25 protein-coding genes are annotated in these 19,557 nt (G+C 71.0%); 14 read left to right on the forward strand and 11 right to left on the reverse strand.

The window, feature by feature from the left end; genetic code table 11:
- Positions 1–12 precede the first annotated feature (12 nt).
- The gene (locus LPW41_RS17160; protein ID WP_144827823.1) at positions 13–168 is read left to right on the forward strand and encodes a DUF2256 domain-containing protein; all 156 of its coding nucleotides are present in this window, start codon (positions 13–15) and stop codon (positions 166–168) included.
- Positions 165–1,604 (forward strand): cryptochrome/photolyase family protein, encoded by a 1,440-nt coding sequence (locus LPW41_RS07765; protein WP_230704477.1) that lies wholly within the window; start codon positions 165–167, stop codon positions 1,602–1,604. Before LPW41_RS17160 ends, LPW41_RS07765 begins: the two co-directional genes overlap by 4 nt.
- 289 nt (positions 1,605–1,893) lie before the next feature.
- Here the strand turns inward: LPW41_RS07765 and LPW41_RS07770 are convergent, their stop codons facing one another.
- The gene (locus LPW41_RS07770) at positions 1,894–2,109 is read right to left on the reverse strand and encodes a DUF2945 domain-containing protein (RefSeq protein ID WP_154095812.1); all 216 of its coding nucleotides are present in this window, start codon (positions 2,107–2,109) and stop codon (positions 1,894–1,896) included.
- A 179-nt stretch (positions 2,110–2,288) separates the two neighbouring features.
- Between LPW41_RS07770 and LPW41_RS07775 the strand changes: the two genes are divergently transcribed.
- On the forward strand, positions 2,289–2,783 hold the full coding sequence (locus tag LPW41_RS07775) for a VanZ family protein (RefSeq protein ID WP_230704478.1): 495 nt from the start codon (positions 2,289–2,291) through the stop codon (positions 2,781–2,783).
- A gap of 80 nt (positions 2,784–2,863) precedes the next feature.
- Positions 2,864–3,118, forward strand: a complete 255-nt coding sequence (locus LPW41_RS07780; protein WP_154095810.1) for a hypothetical protein — start codon at positions 2,864–2,866, stop codon at positions 3,116–3,118.
- 175 nt (positions 3,119–3,293) lie between these two features.
- Here the strand turns inward: LPW41_RS07780 and LPW41_RS07785 are convergent, their stop codons facing one another.
- Genes LPW41_RS07785 through LPW41_RS07795 form a run of 3 tightly spaced genes read right to left on the reverse strand, consistent with a single transcriptional unit; the run spans position 3,294 to position 5,492 of the window.
- Positions 3,294–3,869 (reverse strand): hypothetical protein, encoded by a 576-nt coding sequence (locus LPW41_RS07785; protein ID WP_230704479.1) that lies wholly within the window; start codon positions 3,867–3,869, stop codon positions 3,294–3,296.
- Positions 3,870–3,894: 25 nt separating this feature from the next.
- Complete coding sequence (locus LPW41_RS07790; protein WP_230704480.1) at positions 3,895–4,728, reverse strand: endonuclease/exonuclease/phosphatase family protein; 834 nt, start codon at positions 4,726–4,728, stop codon at positions 3,895–3,897.
- Positions 4,725–5,492: a glycosyltransferase family A protein gene (locus tag LPW41_RS07795; RefSeq protein WP_230704481.1), complete on the reverse strand. Its 768-nt coding sequence runs from the start codon at positions 5,490–5,492 to the stop codon at positions 4,725–4,727. Before LPW41_RS07795 ends, LPW41_RS07790 begins: the two co-directional genes overlap by 4 nt.
- A 116-nt stretch (positions 5,493–5,608) precedes the next feature.
- Between LPW41_RS07795 and LPW41_RS07800 the strand changes: the two genes are divergently transcribed.
- The 3 genes from LPW41_RS07800 to LPW41_RS07810 are packed head-to-tail and all read left to right on the forward strand — an operon-like array spanning position 5,609 to position 7,798.
- Positions 5,609–6,346 carry a sulfurtransferase gene (locus LPW41_RS07800; RefSeq protein WP_230704482.1) on the forward strand — a complete coding sequence of 246 codons (738 nt, stop codon included), beginning with the start codon at positions 5,609–5,611 and terminating at the stop codon, positions 6,344–6,346.
- A gap of 1 nt (position 6,347) precedes the next feature.
- Entirely contained in the window at positions 6,348–7,301 is a 954-nt protein-coding gene (locus LPW41_RS07805) for a dipeptidase (RefSeq protein WP_230704483.1), read from the forward strand.
- A complete protein-coding gene (locus LPW41_RS07810; protein WP_230704484.1) occupies positions 7,298–7,798 on the forward strand; it encodes a GNAT family N-acetyltransferase in 501 nt (166 codons plus the stop codon). The genes LPW41_RS07805 and LPW41_RS07810 overlap by 4 nt, the downstream gene beginning before the upstream one ends.
- Positions 7,799–7,953: 155 nt before the next feature.
- On the opposite strand, the gene LPW41_RS07815 is transcribed toward LPW41_RS07810, so the two are convergent.
- Complete coding sequence (locus LPW41_RS07815) at positions 7,954–9,189, reverse strand: NAD(P)/FAD-dependent oxidoreductase (RefSeq protein WP_154095804.1); 1,236 nt, start codon at positions 9,187–9,189, stop codon at positions 7,954–7,956.
- A gap of 49 nt (positions 9,190–9,238) precedes the next feature.
- Positions 9,239–9,625: a metalloregulator ArsR/SmtB family transcription factor gene (locus tag LPW41_RS07820; protein ID WP_230704485.1), complete on the reverse strand. Its 387-nt coding sequence runs from the start codon at positions 9,623–9,625 to the stop codon at positions 9,239–9,241.
- Positions 9,626–9,689: 64 nt separating this feature from the next.
- Here LPW41_RS07820 and LPW41_RS07825 point away from each other — a divergent pair, with 64 nt between their 5' ends.
- The 3 genes from LPW41_RS07825 to LPW41_RS07835 are packed head-to-tail and all read left to right on the forward strand — an operon-like array spanning position 9,690 to position 11,883.
- Positions 9,690–10,097: an arsenate reductase ArsC gene (locus LPW41_RS07825; RefSeq protein ID WP_144781910.1), complete on the forward strand. Its 408-nt coding sequence runs from the start codon at positions 9,690–9,692 to the stop codon at positions 10,095–10,097.
- Complete coding sequence (locus LPW41_RS07830; RefSeq protein WP_230704486.1) at positions 10,094–11,389, forward strand: FAD-dependent oxidoreductase; 1,296 nt, start codon at positions 10,094–10,096, stop codon at positions 11,387–11,389. The genes LPW41_RS07825 and LPW41_RS07830 overlap by 4 nt, the downstream gene beginning before the upstream one ends.
- A complete protein-coding gene (locus LPW41_RS07835) occupies positions 11,356–11,883 on the forward strand; it encodes a GNAT family N-acetyltransferase (RefSeq protein ID WP_230704487.1) in 528 nt (175 codons plus the stop codon). The genes LPW41_RS07830 and LPW41_RS07835 overlap by 34 nt, the downstream gene beginning before the upstream one ends.
- A 46-nt stretch (positions 11,884–11,929) precedes the next feature.
- Here the strand turns inward: LPW41_RS07835 and msrA are convergent, their stop codons facing one another.
- Both msrA and msrB read right to left on the reverse strand, forming a co-directional pair.
- The gene (gene msrA, locus LPW41_RS07840; protein ID WP_144784491.1) at positions 11,930–12,484 is read right to left on the reverse strand and encodes a peptide-methionine (S)-S-oxide reductase MsrA; all 555 of its coding nucleotides are present in this window, start codon (positions 12,482–12,484) and stop codon (positions 11,930–11,932) included.
- A gap of 53 nt (positions 12,485–12,537) precedes the next feature.
- A complete protein-coding gene (gene msrB / locus LPW41_RS07845; RefSeq protein ID WP_144781908.1) occupies positions 12,538–12,996 on the reverse strand; it encodes a peptide-methionine (R)-S-oxide reductase MsrB in 459 nt (152 codons plus the stop codon).
- A gap of 189 nt (positions 12,997–13,185) precedes the next feature.
- Here msrB and LPW41_RS07850 point away from each other — a divergent pair, with 189 nt between their 5' ends.
- Positions 13,186–14,013, forward strand: a complete 828-nt coding sequence (locus LPW41_RS07850) for an SDR family NAD(P)-dependent oxidoreductase (protein WP_154095802.1) — start codon at positions 13,186–13,188, stop codon at positions 14,011–14,013.
- Positions 14,014–14,086: 73 nt separating this feature from the next.
- On the opposite strand, the gene LPW41_RS07855 is transcribed toward LPW41_RS07850, so the two are convergent.
- The 3 genes from LPW41_RS07855 to LPW41_RS07865 are packed head-to-tail and all read right to left on the reverse strand — an operon-like array spanning position 14,087 to position 16,753.
- Complete coding sequence (locus LPW41_RS07855; RefSeq protein WP_154095801.1) at positions 14,087–15,310, reverse strand: MFS transporter; 1,224 nt, start codon at positions 15,308–15,310, stop codon at positions 14,087–14,089.
- Positions 15,294–16,394, reverse strand: coding sequence for a cation diffusion facilitator family transporter (locus LPW41_RS07860; RefSeq protein WP_230704488.1), 1,101 nt, complete (start codon positions 16,392–16,394; stop codon positions 15,294–15,296). Before LPW41_RS07860 ends, LPW41_RS07855 begins: the two co-directional genes overlap by 17 nt.
- Entirely contained in the window at positions 16,391–16,753 is a 363-nt protein-coding gene (locus tag LPW41_RS07865) for a metalloregulator ArsR/SmtB family transcription factor (RefSeq protein WP_260979650.1), read from the reverse strand. The genes LPW41_RS07860 and LPW41_RS07865 overlap by 4 nt, the downstream gene beginning before the upstream one ends.
- A 90-nt stretch (positions 16,754–16,843) precedes the next feature.
- Here LPW41_RS07865 and LPW41_RS07870 point away from each other — a divergent pair, with 90 nt between their 5' ends.
- The 3 genes from LPW41_RS07870 to LPW41_RS07880 all read left to right on the forward strand — a co-directional run bounded on the left by LPW41_RS07870 (position 16,844) and on the right by LPW41_RS07880 (position 19,554).
- Positions 16,844–17,539, forward strand: a complete 696-nt coding sequence (locus tag LPW41_RS07870) for a YafY family protein (RefSeq protein WP_230704489.1) — start codon at positions 16,844–16,846, stop codon at positions 17,537–17,539.
- Positions 17,540–17,632: 93 nt separating this feature from the next.
- Positions 17,633–18,007, forward strand: a complete 375-nt coding sequence (locus LPW41_RS07875; RefSeq protein ID WP_144827770.1) for a VOC family protein — start codon at positions 17,633–17,635, stop codon at positions 18,005–18,007.
- Between the two features lie 116 nt (positions 18,008–18,123).
- A complete protein-coding gene (locus LPW41_RS07880) occupies positions 18,124–19,554 on the forward strand; it encodes a ferric reductase-like transmembrane domain-containing protein (RefSeq protein ID WP_230704490.1) in 1,431 nt (476 codons plus the stop codon).
- The last annotated feature ends 3 nt before the right edge of the window (positions 19,555–19,557 follow it).

The following is a 19,557-nucleotide window of genomic DNA, read 5'->3' on the forward strand; positions in this document are numbered from 1 at the left end:
GACGATGACGGCATGTCACGACCCGAGGTCCGCTCGAAACCCTGCGCCTACTGCGGACGGCCCTTCACCGACCGCAAGCGCTGGAGCGGACGCGACCAGTGGGACCAGGTGCTCTACTGCTCGCGGGGCTGCCGCGCGAAAGCCGCCGCTCAGAGGCGCCACGCATGAGGGCCGCCCTGATCCTCGCGACGCAGCAGTTCGACGAGCACCCCGCGTACGCCGACGAGGGCATCGAGGAGTTCTTCTTCATCGAGTCGGCGCCCCGCTTCGCCAAGCTCCCCTACCACCGCCACAAGATCGTGCTGCTCGTCTCGGCGATGCGGCACACCGCCGAACGCCTCGAAGCCGAGGGCAAGACCGTTCGTCGCATCACGCTCGACGACGACCTCACCTTCAAGGCCGGGCTCGAGAAGCTGCTCAAAAAGCACCGGGTCACCGAGCTGACGTGGATGAGCGACCCCAACCGCCCCGTCGACGAGCGCATCGCGCGCATCTGCCAGGCGCACGACGTCGAGACCGACGTGCTCTCGGACGGGCTCTTCCTCACCCCCGAAGACGACGTCGACGCCTGGTTCTCGGAGCACCAGACGCCGCTCATGGAGGACTTCTACCACTGGCAGCGCCGGCGCACCGGCATCCTGATGGACGGCGGGAAGCCCGCGGGGCGGCGCTGGAACTTCGACGCCGACAACCGCAAGGCGCTGCCGAAGAAGGGGATCGAGATCCCCCCGCTGCCGCAGCTCGAGCACGACGAGATCACTCGCACGGTGATCGCCGAGGTCGACGAGCGCTACCCCGAGCACCCCGGCAGCGCGGCCGACTTCTGGCTCCCCGTGACTCCCGCGGACTCCCGCGACTGGCTCGACGTCTTCGTCGCGGAGCGCCTGCACGACTTCGGCCGCTACGAAGACGCGATGAAGGCCGACGAGCCGTTCCTCTTCCACGCGATCATCTCGCCGATGCTCAACATCGGCCTGCTCACCGTCGAAGAGGTGGTCGCCGCAGCCACGCGGACGGATGCGCCCCTGGCATCTGTCGAGGGGTTCATCCGTCAGGTCATCGGGTGGCGCGAGTACATGCGCGGCATGTACCGGGCGCACCCGAAGCTCGAGCACGTCAACGCGCTGCACCTCGAGAAGAGGATCGAGAAGTACTGGTACTCGGGTGAGCGGATGCCGAGTGACCTGCCGATCCCCGTGCGCACGGTGCTCGAGCGCGTGCACGAGTGGGGCTACGCGCACCACATCGAGCGCCTGATGGTGCTGGGCAACTGGTTCCTGCTGCAGGGCTACGCGCCCCGGCAGGTCAACGACTGGTTCCTCGCGCTGTTCGTCGACGCGTACGACTGGGTCATGGTGCCCAACGTCATGGGCATGAGCCAGTTCGCCGACGGCGGGTTCGTCGCGACCAAGCCCTACGTCTCGGGCGGCGCGTACCTGCAGAAGATGGGGTCGTGGTGGCCCTCGGCGCAGGAGGCCAAGGACTCGGTCTTCACCGACGCGTACTGGGGGTTCCTCGAACGGCACGAGGACGTGCTGGCCGGCAACCACCGGCTGAGCCTCGCGCTGGCGCAGATGCGCAAGCGGCGCGACGCGCAGGGGTAGCGCGGGCGGAGGTGGCTGAGCTTGTCGAAGTCACCGGTCTCGCGGTGGTTCCGGTCCCTTCGACAGGCTCAGGGACCTGGGTTCGGAGGTGGCTGAGCTTGTCGAAGTCACCGGTCTCGTGGTGGTTCCGGTCCCTTCGACAGGCTCAGGGACCTGGGTGGGCCGCCGGTCTCGCGGTGGGTCGGATCCCTTCGACAAGCTCAGGGACCTGGGTGGGCCGCCGGTCTCCCGTGGGGTCCGGTCCCTTCGACAGGCTCAGGGACCTGGGTGGGAGGCCCCGCGACCTGGCTCAGCTCTTCAGCTTGTTCAGCGCCGAGCCCTTGTGGGCGGCGGTGGCATCCGTCTTCTCCGACTTCACGATGTAGGCCGGGTCGTCGTCGGATGCCGTGAACTTCTGCCCGTCGTGCTGGAAGTCCTTCGTCTTCTTCTCCACGACCTCACCCTGGGTGCGGCCCTGCGGGGTGTCCCAGCTCACGCGGTCGCCCTTCGACAGATCCTTCGACATGACGCTTCCTTCCGTTGATGTGGGTTCATGGTGTCGAGCGGCGGGAGCGTGCATCGGGGGATTGACAGCAGCGGAGCGCGTCGCGAGCGATCGCTGCGATGATGGACGGCCGGGAACGACGAACGCCACCACACCGGCGTGACGTCCCGCACGTCGCCAGAGAGATGAGGGAGCTCCGCGTGATCGCGACCCTCCTCGTCGAGTACTCGCGGGCCGTTCCTGTGCTGTTCTGGGTCGCCGTCGTCGCGGCGTCCGTCGTGGCGTGGCTGCTGCACCGCCTCGGACTCCGCTCCGTGCTGTTCGTTCTGGCCGGGCTGTCGCTCGTCGCCGTGCTCGCCCTCACCCTCGTACCCGAGAGCGAGCCCGCGCCGAGCGGATGCACGGTGCAGTTCTCCGTGCCGTTCCAGGGGATCGACACCCTGGCCAACATCGCGATGACGGTTCCGCTCGCCCTCTTCTTCGGCGTGGCGACGCGGCATCCGCTGCTCGTCTTCGCCGGGGTGTCGGCGCTCTCGGCGGTCATAGAGACCGTTCAGTCGCTCGCTCCCGTCATCGGTCGCCGGTGCGACACCGACGACTGGCTCATGAACACGATCGGTGCGGCGCTCGGTGCGGGGGCGGTGCTCGTCATCCTCTGGATCGAGGGTCGACGGCGGGCGACGGTCTCCGCGTGAACGGATTCACGCGTTCGCACGGCGGCCGAAACGGCATCCGGATGCCGAGGATCGGGGCGACCGTCTGAGAGGCTGCCGTCATGAGAGGACCTGTGTGGGGGATCGTGACGGCGGGCATCGGCGTGCTCATGATCGGGCTGCTCGTGGCGTGGGGTACGGCCTACGGCACGTGGCTCGATGAGATCGGCCCGTTCATCGACGACCCCGGCGCGGCCCCCGAGGCCCCGACGATCATCCTCCCGGGTCTCGTGGGGCTCCTCGCCGTCGCGCTCGTCGTCGGCGGTGCCGTCATCGCGGCGACGACGGGGCCGGAGCGCGAGCCGCGGGGACGGTGAGTCGCGCCGGCGCCGAGTCGCGCGCTCGCTGAACCGCCTCGGTCGCCTTCTGGGCCGCGAGACTGCATCTCGCTGACAAATCGGCGTCACCCTGCAACCAATTGGTCAGCGAGATGCAGTCTCGCGGTGAAAAGAGAAAGCTCAGCGCGAGCCGCGTGGTCGCTGACCGCGACGCCTACAGCGCCGCGCGATCAGCGCGCGTCAGGCGGAACCGGGATGCCACGATGCCCAGCAGCAGCGCGCCCGCGCCTCCCGCGATCATGTCGCCGATCGTGTCGTCGTAGGTGACGAAGATCGCGTCGGTGATGAAGCGGTAGCCGAACCACTCGATCATCTCCCACACGGCGCTCAGGGCGAGGCCCGCCATCGTGGCGACGACGATGGGCGTGCGACGTCGGCCGGTCGGCTCGATCACGCACGCGTCGTCGAGCAGAACGAGGGCGACGGCGGCGAGCACACCGGTGCAGACGGCGTGGACGATCAGGTCCCACCCGGTCCAGGCGCGGTACAGGTCGATGACGTTGCTTCCCGCGGCGACGAACACGGTGACGCACGTGACGAGATCGAGTCCCGAACGCAGGCCGATCATGCGCGAGAGCATCACCGCCGGCAGCGACATCGACAGCACGGCGAAGTCGGTGAACGGCAGGGTGAACAGCGAGACGATCACGACGACGATCGCCACGGCCCGCACGACATCGGCCAGCCACTCGACCACCGACCGCGGCGGCCGCTTGAGGTTGGCGTACATCGCCCGGATCATCGGCATCCGCCCGTCACGGCGTCGCCACCGGATGGATGCGCACGATCGCCTGCACCGGCAGATGATCGCTCGGCCACTGCGTGCCGGTCGGGCGCGGGTCGATGCCGACCGCGCGGACTCCCACGTCGGGAGTCGCGAGGAGGGCGTCGATGCGGCGCGCGCCCACGCGCGGGCTGGCGTAGTTGTTGAACGTGCCCCACTCCGCCGTGCGGCGGGCCGGCGCGTACGACCACGTGTCGACGAGCAGGCCGTCGGCGAACATGTCGGACAGCTCCGCCGAGCGGATGTGGGCGTTGACGTCGGCGGTGAACAGCAACGGGTGGGTGCGGGCGGCGACGAGGTCGTGCAGCCATGTCGCCGAGCGGCGGCGCGCCCGGCGCGAGAACGCGTCGAAGTGCGTGTTGACGAACGTGAAGCGCGCATCGGTCGCGCGGTCGCGCATCTGGGCGATCACGGCGATGCGCGGGATGGTGTTGCCCCACCCGGTGGATGCCGGGGTGTGCGGGGTGTCGGAGAGGGCGACCTGCTCCCAGCTCTCGACCTCGAGGCGGTCGCGGTCGTAGAACAGGGGAGTGCCCTCGCCGTCGAGGCGCGGACCCCGGCCCAGCCCGACGCGACCGTAGTTCGACCCGAGCGCGGACCGCACCCACTGCGCCTGGTCGGGCATCGCCTCCTGCGTGCCGAGCAGGTGCGGGCGGTTGGCCTCGAGGAAGGTGCGCAGGCGCTGCTTGCGCAGGGGCCACCGGTCGGCGGGCGGCCAGGTGATGCGGTCGAACCGTCGGCGGATGTTGAAGCTCATCACGTGCAGGTCGGGCGCGTCGACCTCGCCGAACAGCACGCCGGTCACGACCGCGCCCCCGCCCCGTCGCGGCGCTCGCGCGCGAGCCGCCACCAGCGCACGGGCGGCGCGTCTCCCGGCCAGTGCGCGAACACCGTGCCCGCCCCGCGGCGGAAGCACCGGACGAACCGGCCGGGCTCCACCGTGCGTGACGAGACGCGCATGTGCTCGCCCGACACCCGGCGGATCCGGTGGGCCCGGCCGAGGTGGTACGCCAGATCGAGGTCGTCGTGAAGTTCGGGGTCGAGGTGCACGTCGCCGCGCACCGCCTCCCACGCGCTGCGGCGGAACGCCATGTTCGAGCCCCACAGCGGAACGTGCCCGAGCGCGGGGGTCGCGAACGCGGCATAGGTGCCGAGGAAGGCCCGCGCCAGGCCGACACGGCCCCGCGCAGGACCGTCGTGGAACACGGCGCCGCCGGTCACGGCATCCGTCTCGGGGTCGGCGAGGGCGTCGACCATCGACCGCACCCACTGCGGGGAGGGGAGACTGTCGGCGTCGAGTCGCAGGATCAGGTCGCCGCGCGCGGCGTCGTAGCCGGCGGCCGCGGCGGCGGGGATGCCGCGCTCGCCGCAGAAGACGACGCGGGCCCCGGCGGCGCGGGCGATCGCGGCGCTGTCATCGCTTGAGTCGTTGTCGACCACGACGATCTCGGTGGGGGCGAGGGTCTGCGCGGCGAGAGCGCGTAGGCAGCTCCAAAGATGCGGGCCGTCGTTTCGTACGGGGATGACGACGGAGACGGTGGCCGAGGCGGGTGCGGCGGGGGTGGGCACAGCGGGGGTCCTCCCGGGGACGAGTGCTTTCACGCTAGGCGATGCGCGCGCCGCGTTTCCCGGCTTGACGCCTGCGCCGTCGGCTGACACCGCTCGGCTTTCGTATCGTGGAGGTCATGGCATCCGTCCTCAACGTCTCGGCGTACCTGTTCGCGCGCATCGACGACCCGGCCGCCCTGCAGGTCGTGCTGCGCGAGCGGGCGGGGGCCGCGGGGCTGCGCGGGACGATCCTGCTGGCGGAGGAGGGCATCAACCTATTCCTCGCGGGCGACCCCGCGGGGGTGCGCACCTTCGTCGACGCCCTGCGCGCCGACGCGCGTTTCGCCGCCCTGCAGACCAAGGAGAGCTGGTCGGATGCCGTGCCCTTCGGCAAGCTGCTCGTGAAGGTCAAGCGCGAGATCATCCGCATGGACCGGCCCGAGGTGCGCCCGCAGGACGGCCGAGCGCCCGCCGTCACCCCCGACACCCTGCGCCGCTGGCTCGATTCGGGCGTCGACGACGCGGGTCGCGAGGTCGTGCTCGTCGACACGCGCAACGCCTTCGAGGTCGACTACGGCACCTTCGCCGGCGCGAAGGATTGGCGCATCGAGAGGTTCACGCAATTTCCGGATGCCGCGGACTCCCACCGCGACGAGCTCGAGGGCAAGACCGTGGTGAGCTTCTGCACCGGCGGCATCCGCTGCGAGAAGGCGGCTTTGTATCTGCGCGAAGAGGGCGTCGAGGCCTACCAGCTCGAGGGCGGGATCCTCGGGTGGTTCGCCGCGCAGGGCGACGCGCACTGGGACGGCGACCTGTTCGTGTTCGACGAGCGCGAGGCCCTCGACGCGGATCTCGCCGCACGGGCCGGGGCCTGACGTGCTCTGGGACCAGCACGCGTGTGCCGAGCTCGTCGAGACCGCCGACCTCCGCGAACTGCACCGTTACCGTCCGGCCGGGGGCGGGCTCGTCTCGCTCAACGTCGGCTTCGCCCCGCATGGGCCCGAGGTCGCGGCATCCGTCCTCCGTTCCTTCCGCGCCCAGGTCGAGGCGATCGAGGGGCTCGCGCTCGCGGCATCCGTCGATGACGTCGATCGAATCGCGGCGGCCGGAGACACCGCGGTCGTGTTCGACCTCGAAGACATCGCCCCTCTCGGCGGCGACCTCGACGCCGTCGCCCGGCTCGTCACGCAGGGCGTGCGCACTCTCGGGCCCGTGTACAACCACGCCAACGCCGCCGGCGGCGGATGCCTCGACGCCGTCGACGAGGGACTCACCGCGTGGGGCCGCGACCTCGTCGCCGAGATGAACGCGCGCGGCATGGTGCCCGATGGCTCGCACGTGGGCGCCCGCACCACCTTCGACATGTGCGCCGCGTCGACCCGGCCGGTCGTGTTCAGCCACTCGAACCTGCGCGCAGTGTGGGATCACCCCCGCAACATCACCGACGACCAAGCCCGCGCGGTCGCCGACACCGGGGGAGTGGTGGGCGTGACCGGGGTGGGCATCTTCCTCGGGCCGAACACCCCGACCCTCGAGGCGATGGTGCGCCACATCGAATACGCGGTCGAGGTCGTCGGCATCCGTCATGTGGGGGTCAGCACCGACTTCTCGTTCGATTGGGAGACGTTCCGCATCGCCCTGGCCGACACCCCGGCGCTCTACGACTCCAGCTACACCGCGTGGGGACCCGTGGAGTGGATGCCGCCCGAGACCTTCATCGGCATCGGAGCGGCGCTCGCCGCGCGAGGATGGAACGACACCGATGCCGCCGCGGTGCTCGGCGGGAACTTCCGCCGCGTTGCGGCCGAGAGCTGGGAGCCCCTGTCATGACCGACCTGAGAGACGGCGCCGTCCTGCGCCCCGCCCGCTCCGGCGACGAAGCGGGCATCCTCGCGTGCATCCAGGCGCTCGCCGACTACGAACGCGAGCCGGATGCCGTGGACAACACCGCTGCGATGCTCACCGCCACGCTGTTCGGCGACGACCCCCGCGCGTTCGCCTTCGTCGTGGAGGGCCCCGACGGCGGCATCCGGGCCATCGCGATCTGGTTCCTCACCTATTCGACGTGGACCGGGCGCCACGGCATCTGGCTCGAAGACCTGTACGTGCACGAGCAGTACCGTGCGAACGGCTACGGCGTGGCCCTGCTGGCCGCGCTCGCCACCGAGTGCGTCGACAAGGGCTACTCGCGCCTCGAGTGGACGGTGCTCGACTGGAACGAGCCCGCGATCGGCTTCTACCGCGCGCTCGGCGCCGAGGCGATGGAGGAGTGGACGACCCGCCGCGTCACGGGCGAGGCTCTGACGGCGCTGGCGGCGCGGGGGTAGCGCGGGCTCTACGTGCGGGCTCCGCGGATTGCGGGGGCGCACCGTGCGCCGCGGACACCGAGACTGCATCTCGCTGACGAACCCGCGTCAGGCTGCAACGGGGTTGTCAGCGAGTTGCCGTCTCGCGGTCTCAGACGGGTCGCGACGCCGCCCGCTCACCGCGCGAGGTCGGCCAGCACCGCCTCGGCGGCGCGCTGCCCCGACACCAGTGCGCCCTGGATCGACGCGGTGTCGCGGTGGTCGCCGGCGAGGTAGCGGCCGTCATCGAGCCGCACGGGGCGGCGCAGGCGCAACGGCGGATCCTGCACGGGGAGCGCGTGGGCGATGTCGTCGCGCCGCAGCAGGCGCCACGGCCGGGTGTCGGCCTCCCACACCTCACCGAGCTGACGCCGCACGTCGTTCTCGGTCGCGTCGGACGGCAGCACGCACGTCGCCTGGATGAGGTGCTGCCCGCGCGGGGCGTACGTGGGGGCGGTGTTCGTCATGACCGCGGTGTTCACGATCAGCCCGCGCCGGCGTCCGTCCACGCGCAGGGCGGCATCGGCCGAGGGGGCCTCATCGGCGGCGAACCACCACGTCTGCAGCCCGCGCGTGCGAGGGTGCGGGGCGTCGAGGGCGTGGTCGAGGCCGCTCGCGAGCACGAGGGTGCGGGCGGTCACGGCATCCCGACCCTCCACCCCGAGGTGCCAGCCGTGCGCGCGCCGCCGGGTCGACACGACGCGGTGCGAGAGGCGGATGCCGGCACCCGCACGCCGCGCGGTGTCGGCGAGCTGCGCGGGAAGGGCGCCGATCCCCGCGGCGGGGACACCCGGGCGCCCGAGCGCGAAACTGCGGATGAGCAGGCGCACGAACGCGTCGGAGGTTTCTTGCCGGTCGTCGGCGATCACCCCGGCGAGGAACGGCTCGAGCACCGCCTCGCGGAGGGGGCCGCGCAGGCCCGCCCGGTCCCAGCCCTCGTCGAGCGAGAAGTCGCGGCCCTTCTTGGCAGCCCGGGCGTTGAGCACCGTCGGCGCGGCCCATCGGATCAGCGCCGCGAGGTCGGCGGGCCGCACCAGGCCCGAGCGCAACGTCGTCGGAAGAGATCCCGGATGCCGCAGCGGATGCGCCACCCGCGCGACCCGGTCGTCGAGCCGCACGCCGACGGCGACCGGAAAGCGCCGGAGCGCGAGGGCGTCGACGTCGACCCAGCGCCGCACGGCCGGATACGCCGGGTTCAGCACGTGGAAGCCGAGGTCGAGGCGGAACCCGTCGACGATGTCGGTGCGCTCGCGTCCGCCGACCGCGTCGTTCGCCTCGAGCACCACGACATCGCGCCCGGCCTCGGCCAGGCGGGTCGCGGCGCGGAGTCCGGCAAGCCCTGCTCCCACCACGACGACGTCGTACTCGCTCATGCCGCGAGCCTAGGCAGGCGAACGCGAGCGGACGCGGGGGTTGCGAGCGTCAGCGACGGGGCGCGATGGCCGCGGCGACGCTGTAGAGAGCGCCCGGCACGAGCGAGAAGTACGCCCAGGTGCCGCGCTTCTCGCGGGTCAGGATGCCGGCATCCACCAGCACCTTCGTGTGGTGCGAGACCGTGGGCTGCGAGAGGCCGAGGGGTTCCTGCAGGTCGCACGCGCACGTGGCGCCGGCGTCCTGCGCGGCGATGATCGACACGATCCGCAGGCGCGCCGGATCGGCGAGCGCCTTGAGCGTCTTCGCCAGCGTCTCCGCTTCGGCCGGGGCCATCGCCGCGTCGCCCGACGAGACGCAGCAGGGGGCGTCGAGCAGGGGCAGGGCGATGGTCGAGGTCATGGCATCCATCATCGCCTTCACATCGATGAACGTCAATATTGACGAGCGTCGATGTGTTGCGTCATGCTGTTCCCGTTCGACCCGACCCGAAGGAAGCGCCATGTCCGACACCGCCACCATCCTCTTCGTCTGCGTGCACAACGCCGGCCGCTCGCAGATGGCCGCCGGCTACGCCCGCACCCTGGGCGGCGACCGCGTGCGCGTGCTGTCCGGCGGCAGCGCCCCCGGCGACGCCCTCAACCCCATGGCGGTGGCCGCGATGGCCGAAGAGGGGATCGACATCAGCGCCGAGGTGCCGCAGCTGCTGCTCACCGACGACGTGCGTGCCTCTGACGCGGTCATCACGATGGGCTGCGGAGACGCGTGCCCGATCTTCCCCGGCAAGCGCTACGAAGACTGGGAGCTCACCGACCCGGCGGGCAAGGGCCTCGACGAGGTGCGCCCGATCCGCGACGACATCAAGGCGCGGGTGACCACGCTGCTGCGCGAGCTCGGGATCGACGCATGAGCCTGACCCTCACCGTCCCACCGCGTCCCGAGGCCGATCGCCGCGCGGGTCTGCCCATCGCGATCATCGGCGCCGGCCCCGTCGGCCTGGCGGCCGCCGCGCACCTCATCGAACGCGGGCTGCCCGTTGTCGTCTTCGAAGCGGGCGACACCGCCGGCGCGGCCGTTCGCGCGTGGGGGCACACCCGTCTCTTCTCACCGTGGCGCTACGTCGTCGACGCCGCCGCGCGCCGCCTGCTCGAGGCCGAGGGGTGGACGGCTCCGGATGCCGAGGGCCTGCCCACCGGAGACGAGCTGGTCGACGGCTACCTCGAACCCCTCGCGCGCACCGCCGCCCTGGCATCCGTCATCCGGTACGGCACGCGCGTCGAGGCCGTGGCCCGCCAGGGCATGGACCGCACGCGGTCGGTGGGTCGGGCGGCCACCCCCTTCGTCCTGCGACTGCACACGGAGGAGGGCGTGGCGGATGCCACGGCTCGCGCCGTCATCGACACCTCCGGCACCACGAGCTCGCCGCGGTCTCTGCTGTCGTCGGGTCTCGCGCACGACGACCTCGGTGATCGCGTGACGACGGCGCTCCCCGATGTGCGCGGACCCGACCGCGACCGCTTCGCCGGTCGGCGCGTGCTCGTCGTCGGTGCGGGGCACTCGGCGGCGAACACCCTGATCGCCCTCGCCGCCCTCGCGCGCGACGAGCCGGCGACGCGGGTGTCGTGGGCGGTGCGCAACGACGGCACCGCGCGTCTGGCCGCCGACGCCGCCGACGACCTCGCCGCGCGCGGACGCCTCGGCACGGCGGTCCACGACCTGGTCGCCGATGGTTCAGTCGAGCAGATCGCCTCGTTCGAGATCGACGACGTGCGGCTCTGCGACGACGGCGTGCGCGTCAGCGGCCGCCGCGCGGGTGAGACGTTCGCCCTCGAGGTCGACGTGGTCGTCAACGCCACCGGATTCCGTCCCGACCTGACGATGCTGCGCGAGATCCGCGTGGGGCTCGACGAGATCGTCGAGGCACCGCGGGCGCTCGCCCCGCTGATCGACCCGAACCTGCACTCGTGCGGCTCCGTGCCGCCGCACGGGGTCGCCGAACTGACGCATCCCGAGCCCGACTTCTACCTCGCGGGCATGAAGTCGTACGGGCGGGCGCCCACGTTCCTGCTGCTCACCGGATACGAGCAGGTGCGCTCGATCGCGGCGGAACTCGCCGGCGACCGGGCGGGGGCACGGCAGGTCGATCTCGTGCTGCCCGAGACGGGCGTGTGCACGACCGACGCGGGGTCCTGCTGCGCGTGAGCGTGTCGCTGCGCCCGCTCGCCGCGGCCGACTGGCCGGAGGTGCACCGCATCTACGCGGAGGGCATCGCGACCGGTCACGCGACCTTCGAGACGGCGCCCCCGGCGACATGGGAGGAGTTCGATGGGGCGAAGCTGGCCGCGCATCGGCTCGTCGCCGTGAGCGACGACCGGGTCATAGGTTGGGCGGCCGTCGCCGCCGTGTCGTCGCGCCCCGTCTACCGCGGAGTCGTGGAGCACTCGGTCTACGTCGAGGCCGACGCCCGCGGCCGGGGGATCGGTCACCTGCTGCTCGACGCCCTCATCGCCTCGACGGAGGCCGCTGGTGTCTGGACGATCCAGTCGTCGATCTTCGCCGACAACCACGCCTCGCTCGCCCTGCACGCGCACCATGGATTCCGCACCGTCGGCGTGCGCGAACGCATCGCCCGCGACGTCGCCGGCATCTGGCGCGACACCGTGCTGATCGAGAGACGCAGTCCCACTGTCGCCTGACATGACGAAGGGCCCGGATGCCATGGCATCCGGGCCCTCCTAACGCTTACGCGGAGGCTTGCTCGCGCTTGGGCAGCACCCAACCGGGACGCACGAAGTGGCACGTGTAGCCGTTGGGGATGCGGATCAGGTAGTCCTGGTGCTCGGGCTCGGCCTCCCAGAAGGGCGCCTCGGGCTCGATCGTGGTGACGACCTTCGCGGGCCAGATGCCCGACGCGTCGACGTCGGCGATCGTGTCGCGCGCGACCTTCTCCTGCTCGGGCGAAAGGGGGAAGATCGCCGAGCGGTAGCTCGTGCCGATGTCGTTGCCTTGACGGTTCAGGGTCGACGGGTCGTGGATCTGGAAGAAGAACGCCAGGATGTCGCGGTACGACGTCTGCGTGGGGTCGAAGACGATCTCGACGGCCTCCGCGTGACCGGGGTGGTTGCGGTACGTCGCGTGGTCGTTCTGACCGCCGGTGTAGCCGACGCGCGTGTCGAGCACGCCGGGCTGACGGCGGATGAGGTCTTCGACGCCCCAGAAGCATCCGCCCGCGAGGACGGCGGTCTCGGTGCCGGGGCGACGGGTGATCTCGCCGGTGTCGGTGGATCCGCTGGTCATGGTGGTGCTCCTTCTGCGGTTGACGCTGCTGCGGGTGAGGAAAGAGAAGAGGTTCATGAGGCTCGGCTTTCGCGGAACAGGGGGAGGTACGCGCCGTACCCCTGGGCCTCGAGCTCGCTGACGGGCACGAAGCGCATCGCCGCCGAGTTCATGCAGTATCTCAGCCCGCCGGCGTCGCGCGGGCCGTCGTCGAACAGGTGTCCGAGGTGGCTGTCGGCTCCGGCCGAGCGCACTTCGGTGCGCGTCATCCACAGCGAGCGGTCGGTCTTGTTCACGACGGCGGCGTCGTCGATGGGCTTGGTGAAGCTCGGCCAGCCCGATCCGCTCTCGAACTTGTCGGTCGAGGAGAACAGCGGCTGTCCCGACACGACATCGACGTAGATGCCGTCCTCGTGGTTGTCCCAGTACTCGTTGCGGAACGGCGGTTCGGTGGCGTCGTCCTGCGTGACGGCGAACTGGCGGTCGGTGAGGCGGCTGAGCGCCTCCGACGTCTTCCGGTACTCCGTGCTCACGGTGCGTATCCCTTCGTCATGTCGCCCTGTGTCGGGCGTCAGTGAGGAGAACGCGGGGGCGGCCGGATTTGGTCCCGTGGGGCTGGGAGCGGGCTGTGAGTTCTTTTCGGGACCGGATGCCACGGGCAAGCCCTGACGTTCACATCGGAGCCCGCAGTAGCGTGGCGCTCTTCGACCCAGGAGGTTCGCATGACCCGCACCATCGTCATCACCGGAGCCAGCGACGGCATCGGCGCCGCATCGGCGAAGCAGCTCACCCAGGTGGGCGAAGAGGTGGTCGTGGTGGGCCGCAACCCCGACAAGACCGCCCGCGTCGCGCGCTCGCTGGGGGTGGACTCGTTCGTCGCCGACTTCAGCGACCTGGCGCAGGTGCGGGAGCTCGCGGCATCCCTCCTCGAAAAATACCCGCGCATCGACGTGCTCGCCAACAACGCCGGCGGCGTCTTCGGCGAGCGCACGCTGACGAAGGACGGCTACGAGACGACGTTCCAGGTGAACCACCTCGCGCCGTTCCTGCTCACCAACCTGCTGCGCGAGCGCCTCATCGAGTCGGACGCCTCGGTCATCCAGACCTCGAGCGCCGCGGCCAAGCTGTTCCCGCGTTTCGACCTGAACGACCTGCAGGGCGAGCGGCGCTACTCCTCCACCGCGGCCTACGGCAACGCGAAGCTCGCGAACGTGCTGTTCACGAAGGAGCTCAACCGGCGCTTCGGCGACCAGGGGGTGTCGGCCGTGGCGTTCCACCCGGGCGTGATCGCCTCGAACTTCGGATCGTCGAGCGACGGCCCCTGGAAGTTCCTCTACGGCGGCCCGCTCGCCAAGAGCCTCATGACCTCGACCGCCGTGGGCGGCGCACGTCTGACCTGGCTCGCGCTCGGGAAGCCCGGCGTCGACTGGGAGCGCGGCGGTTTTTACTCCAACAACAAGCCCGCGAAGACCAACCGCATCGCCGACGACCCGGCCGTGGCGAAGGTGCTGTGGGAGCGGAGCGCAGCGCTGGTCGGTCTCGACGACTGAGCGGCGGCTCGGGCGGTTTCCCGCCCCGACCCCGCGACCCGGGGCGAGGCGACCGGTCTCGCCCCCGGGTGCGTCACCCTCGGTCGTCCTCGGCCGCGGCCGGTGTGCCTCGTCCCGCCCAGGTCGCCCCCAGCGCGGCCGAGGCCGCTGTCGCGATCGACACGACGACGAGGGCGATCGGAAGACTCGCTGCGGCCGCGACCGCGCCGACGAGGATCGGGCCGCCGGCGTCTCCGATCTCCCTCCCGAGTTCGGCGCTGCCCATCGTCCGGCCCATCCGATCGGGCGGGGTGGTGGCGGCCAGGCGGGCGAAGCCCAGGGGCGTGACGATGCCGACCCCTGCTCCGACGAGTACCGCCGCGACGATCAGAATGGGAAGGGCCGGGATCGCCCCCGCGAGCACGAGCGACAACACCAGTGCCACGGAGCCTGCCGCCATCAGCGGACCGGCCCGGTGAGCGGCTTCGTCGTGCAGCCGACCGATGCGCGGCTGGACGGCGGCGGAGATGACCGCGATGACGCTGACGAGGCCCATCCCCACGATGGGGTTCAGGCCCAGCTGGGCTCCGATGAGGGGGAAGAACCCGACCGCGATGCCGAGGGTGGAGGTGGCGACGGCGAGGAGGGTGACCGGTCCGAGGAACGCCGGTGCGGTGGACTGTCGGAACAGCTCGACGACGGTGACCCGCTGCTTGGGGAGCACGGGGAGAGCGGGCACGCGCCACGCGGTGGCGATCGCGGCGACGGCGGCGAGCACGGCGAGCACGACGAAGAGCGCCGGCAACCCCAGCCAGAGGATGAGCGCTCCGCCAATGAGCGGCCCGCCGGCGTAGCCGAGGCTCTTCCACGAGCCGTACTTGCCAAAGTACCGACCCGCTTGCCCGGGGCCGACCATCCGAGCGACGGCCGACGACGACGCGGGGGAGAAGGCCGCAGCCGCGCCGCCCTGCGCGAGGCGCGCGAGGGCGAGCAGAGCAGGGCTGGCCGCGAAGACCCCCAGCGCCGAGGCGGCGGCGAACACGAGGAGTCCGCCGACGATCACCGGCTTGGTGCCGATGCGGTCGCTGAGGGCGCCGAAGACGGGCTTCAGAACGACCTCGGCGATGTCGTAGAGCGCCAGGATGAGCCCGAGCCCCCACAGGGTGAGCCCGATGTTCTCGGATTCGGTTCCCAGCGCCGCGGCGACGCCGTGAGCTCCGAACGCCGTGGTGAAGCCGGCGAGATACAGCGGCCCCAGCCGGGGCCGGGGGTCGAGCCGCGGATCGCGGGGGGCGCGGGAGTCAGTGCGGCGCGACATGAGCGACAGAGGAGGCGGGGGTGACGGTGAAGACGTCGACATTGCCGATGGCTGCGCGCACGGCCGCGGCCGCGCGCGCGGCCACGTGTTCGGCGGCGTGCAGATCGGTCGTATCGACCTCAACGGTGGCCGAGCCGGTCAAGCGATGTCCGACCCACCGCAGCCGCAGATCGCGGATCGCCTCGACGCCCGCGGTGCGGGCGAGTGCGTGCTCCGCGGTGTTCACGAGGGCGGGGTCGATGGCATCCATCAGGCGGGCACCGATCGACTTCACCGTGCCCCAGAGCAGGACCATGATCGACGCGGAGATCAACAGGCCGATGAGGGGGTCGGCGAGGGGGAAGCCGAGCAGCACGCCGATCGCGCCCAGGACGACCGACAGCGACGTGAATCCGTCGAGTCGAGCGTGCACGCCGTCGGCCACGAGCGCCGCGGAGCCAATCTTGCGCCCGACGCGGATGCGGTAGATTGCGACCGCTTCGTTGCCGGCGAACCCGATCAGACCGGCCGCGATGAGCAACCACGGGAAATCGATGGGGCGGGGATTCACGAACCGGTCGATCGCCTGCCACCCCGCCACGACGGCGGAGAGGGCGACGACGAACACGATGAACATGCCGGCCAGGTCTTCCGCGCGGCCGAACCCGTAGGTGTGGCGGCGATCGGCGACCCGGCGGCCGAGAACGAACGCGATCCACAGGGGCACGGCGGTGAGCGCGTCGGCGAAGTTGTGGATCGTGTCGGCCAGCAGCGCGACCGACCCGGTGAAACCCACGACGATCGCCTGGAGAACGGTCGTGGCCAGCAGGATCAGCAGACTGATCTTCAGCGCCCGGATGCCGGCGGTGCTGGCCTCCATCGCGTCGTCGATCGAGTCGGCGGAGTCGTGGGTGTGCGGCACGAACAGGTCGTACAGGAAGCCCTTCACGCCTCCGTGCGGGTGCGCGTGCGCGTGGTCGTGATGATGGTCCTGATGATGGTCGTGGTCGTGGTCGTGGTCGTGGTCGTGGTCGTGGTCGTGGTCGTGGTCGTGCGCGTGTCCGTCCTCGTGACCGTGCGTGTGCGGGTGCACGTTCCCGGTCATGACAGGGCCTCCGTCGCGGTGTGGTGCGACGGGTGCCCCAGCACGTGTTCGGCCTGCTTCACGGCATCCATCACGAGTTCCGACGCGTGCTCGTCGGTCAAGCGGTAGAACACCGTCGTGCCGTCACGTCGGGTCGACACCATTCGCGCCATGCGCAGCTTCGCGAGATGCTGCGACACCCCGGCCGCACTCTTGTCGACCATCTCGGCGAGGTGGTTCACGCTCGCTTCGCCCTCGTTGCGCAGCGCGAGGATGATCTTCACCCGGGTGGCGTCCGCGAGCATCGCGAACACCTCGACGGCGAGCTCGACGTACTCGGAATCCGGGCCGAGCCCGCTTATCTGCTTATCTACGTGCACACGAAAATAGTAGCCCGGATGCCGCGGCGAGAGGACCCAGGAGACGTGCCCGGAGGGATCCGCGTGAAGACGTGCCGGATGATGGGGAACGTGAATCGCACCGATCGTCTCTACGGACTGGTGGAGGAATTGCGGGCCGTCTCGCCGCGGCCACGCAGTGCTCGTCGTCTGGCGGAGCGGTTCGAGGTGTCGGTGCGCACCATCGAGAGGGACCTGTCGGCGTTGCAGGAGGCGGGCGTGCCGATCTGGGCGGAGCCCGGCCGGACCGGCGGATACGTCATCGATGCGTCCGCGACGCTGGGGCCGGCGGGGTTCACCCTCGACGAGGCGCTCGCGGTGCTGATCGGGCTCGGAACCCTCGGGCGCAGCCCGTTCCGGCAGTCCGCACGCACGGCGGCCCGCAAGATGCTGGCGGTCATGCCGGAGGGGGAAGCCGCGCGTGCCCGGGCGCTCGCCTCCCGCGTGCACGTCCTCGAGAGCGAGGACGAGGCCGTCGTGCCTGCCGAGTTCGCCGCAGCCCTGCGCGCGGATCGCGTCGTGCGCATCCGCTATCGAGACGCCGAGGGTGCCGAGTCGAGCCGCGACGTCGAACCACTGGGGTCGATCGGCAAAGACGGGCAGTGGTACCTCCTCGCATGGTGCCGACTGCGCGACGGGGTGCGGGCGTTCCGGGGAGACCGGATGCTGTCGATCGAGGTGACCGAGGAGCGACCGCCGCAGCGCGCCCTGCGTGCCGCCGACCTCGCGATCCCGTACGGACGGTTGCGGTCGGTCGTCGAGGACTGATCTCACGGGACTTCGCGAAACACCGACAGGACGGTGTCGCGATGCCGGGGGAGGCTGGGGTTCTCATCCCGTCGACATCACCGAAGGAAACCCATGCCGTTCGCCTCCATCCGCATCGTGACCGCTGACCTCGACGCCCTCGTCGCCTTCTACGAGCGCGTCACCGGCCAGCAGGCCGAACGGCCCGCCCCCGTCTTCGCCCAGTTCCGCGGTCCCGGCGCGACCCTCGCGATCGCGAGCACGGACACCGTCGCGATGCTGAACGGGGCTCTCGTTCCCGCGGCCAACCGATCGGTGTTCATCGAGTTCGAGGTCGACGATGTCGACGCCGCGTTCGCCGTGCTCCAGACGCCCCGACAGGACGTCGTCCTCGAACCGACCACGATGCCGTGGGGCAATCGATCCGCACTGGTCCGCGACCCCGACGGCAACGTCGTCAACCTGTTCAGCCCGCCCGCCGCGAGGTAACGCCTCGGCGCCCGCTCTTTGAACGAGCGAAGCCGCAATCTACGTGTTCCCTATGCATCACCCCCGGGCGCCCCATTCTTGGAGCCGTCTGGGGAGCGCGCGGGCACGCTGAGCGCATGACCGCAGCACCCGCCCTCGCCGCCCCGCCCGCCGCCGCCGTGCGCCGCGCTCGCCAGGTCTCGCGGAGAAGGCCGAACACCCGTCCGCTGTGGAACCTCGCCGCGATCGTCGTCATCTGGGCGACGAGCCTCGTCGTCGTGGCCGTGTGGGTCGCGGGCGGCGAAGTGCAGTCGCTGCTGGCCGGGGGAGCCGACTCGCTGAACTCCCTCGGTCGCGCCGCGGGCCTGGCATCCGCGAACCTGCTCTTCTACCAGGTGCTGCTGATGGCGCGCGTGCCGCTGTTCGAGCGGGGGTTCGGCCGCGACGGCATCACCCGCATGCACCGCATCGTCGGATTCTGGTCGTTCGCGCTGTTCGCGGCGCACATCGGGCTGCAGATCCTCGGCTACGCGGTGCAGGCGGGCATCAACCCCGTGGTGCAGGCGTGGCAGTTCGTGTGGGACTACCCGGGCATGCTGTTGGCGACCGCGGGCACCGCCCTGTTGCTGCTGGTCGTGGTCACCTCGGTGCGCAAGGCCCGCAAGCGCCTGCGGTACGAGTCGTGGCACCTGCTGCACCTGTACGCCTACCTCGGCGTCGGTCTCGCCATTCCGCACATGCTGTGGACGGGCGCCGACTTGACCGTCTCTCCCGCCGCCACCGTGTACTGGTGGGCGATGTGGGGTGTGACCGTGGCGACGGTCGTCGTCTTCCGCCTCGGGCTTCCGCTCGTGAGGTCACTGCGCCACGGCATCCGGGTCAGCGCCGTCGAACGCGACGGGCAGAGCGGCGTCTCGGTGCGCATGACCGGGCGCCGGATCGACGCGCTGAAGGCCCGCGGCGGACAGTTCTTCATCTGGCGCTTCCTCGATGGCGCGGGTTGGACGCGCGGGCACCCCTTCTCACTCGCCACCGATCCGGCCGACGGCGAGCTCGTCATCTCGGCCCGTTTCGTCGGCGACGGCACGCAGCGTCTCGCCGCGCTCCGACCCGGTACGCGCGTGCTCATCGAGGGCCCGTACGGGACGATGACCGCCGACGAGCGCCGCGGCGGACACCTGCTCATGATCGGCGCGGGTGCGGGAGTCGCGCCCCTGGTCGCGATGCTCGAAGAGGCCGAGTGGGCTCCGGGCGAGGCGACGCTCATCGTGCGCGACCACACCGCCGCCGACGCCCTGCGCGCCGACGCGATCGACCGCCTCGTGCGGGAGCGCGGCCTGCGTCACGCGCCGCTGCCCGGCCGTCGAGCCCTGACCACCTCGTCGTGGCTGCCGACCTCTCACGCGCAGTGGGCGGGGGCCGACCTCATCCGCTACGTCTCGCCACGACCCGCCGACACCGACGTGTTCCTCTGCGGTCCCCAGCCGTGGATGGATGCCGTGCGCGCCGACCTCCGCCGCGCCGGCGTTCCCGCGGAGCGCGTCCACCTCGAAGCCTTCACCGTCTGAGGA

It is taken from the genome of Microbacterium sp. JC 701 (assembly GCF_021026215.1).
GTDB classification, from domain to species: Bacteria; Actinomycetota; Actinomycetes; order Actinomycetales; family Microbacteriaceae; genus Microbacterium; species Microbacterium algihabitans.

Coding starts and splice junctions, on each gene's coding strand:
- LPW41_RS17160 (WP_144827823.1), top strand. CDS start 13: ATGTCACGACCCGAGGTCCGCTCGAAACCCTGCGCCTACTGCGGACGG.
- LPW41_RS07765 (WP_230704477.1), top strand. CDS start 165: ATGAGGGCCGCCCTGATCCTCGCGACGCAGCAGTTCGACGAGCACCCC.
- LPW41_RS07770 (WP_154095812.1), bottom strand. CDS start 2,109: ATGTCGAAGGATCTGTCGAAGGGCGACCGCGTGAGCTGGGACACCCCG.
- LPW41_RS07780 (WP_154095810.1), top strand. CDS start 2,864: ATGAGAGGACCTGTGTGGGGGATCGTGACGGCGGGCATCGGCGTGCTC.
- LPW41_RS07785 (WP_230704479.1), bottom strand. CDS start 3,869: ATGTACGCCAACCTCAAGCGGCCGCCGCGGTCGGTGGTCGAGTGGCTG.
- LPW41_RS07800 (WP_230704482.1), top strand. CDS start 5,609: ATGGCATCCGTCCTCAACGTCTCGGCGTACCTGTTCGCGCGCATCGAC.
- LPW41_RS07810 (WP_230704484.1), top strand. CDS start 7,298: ATGACCGACCTGAGAGACGGCGCCGTCCTGCGCCCCGCCCGCTCCGGC.
- LPW41_RS07815 (WP_154095804.1), bottom strand. CDS start 9,189: ATGAGCGAGTACGACGTCGTCGTGGTGGGAGCAGGGCTTGCCGGACTC.
- LPW41_RS07825 (WP_144781910.1), top strand. CDS start 9,690: ATGTCCGACACCGCCACCATCCTCTTCGTCTGCGTGCACAACGCCGGC.
- LPW41_RS07830 (WP_230704486.1), top strand. CDS start 10,094: ATGAGCCTGACCCTCACCGTCCCACCGCGTCCCGAGGCCGATCGCCGC.
- msrA (WP_144784491.1), bottom strand. CDS start 12,484: ATGACCAGCGGATCCACCGACACCGGCGAGATCACCCGTCGCCCCGGC.
- LPW41_RS07850 (WP_154095802.1), top strand. CDS start 13,186: ATGACCCGCACCATCGTCATCACCGGAGCCAGCGACGGCATCGGCGCC.
- LPW41_RS07855 (WP_154095801.1), bottom strand. CDS start 15,310: ATGTCGCGCCGCACTGACTCCCGCGCCCCCCGCGATCCGCGGCTCGAC.
- LPW41_RS07860 (WP_230704488.1), bottom strand. CDS start 16,394: ATGACCGGGAACGTGCACCCGCACACGCACGGTCACGAGGACGGACAC.
- LPW41_RS07875 (WP_144827770.1), top strand. CDS start 17,633: ATGCCGTTCGCCTCCATCCGCATCGTGACCGCTGACCTCGACGCCCTC.
- LPW41_RS07880 (WP_230704490.1), top strand. CDS start 18,124: ATGACCGCAGCACCCGCCCTCGCCGCCCCGCCCGCCGCCGCCGTGCGC.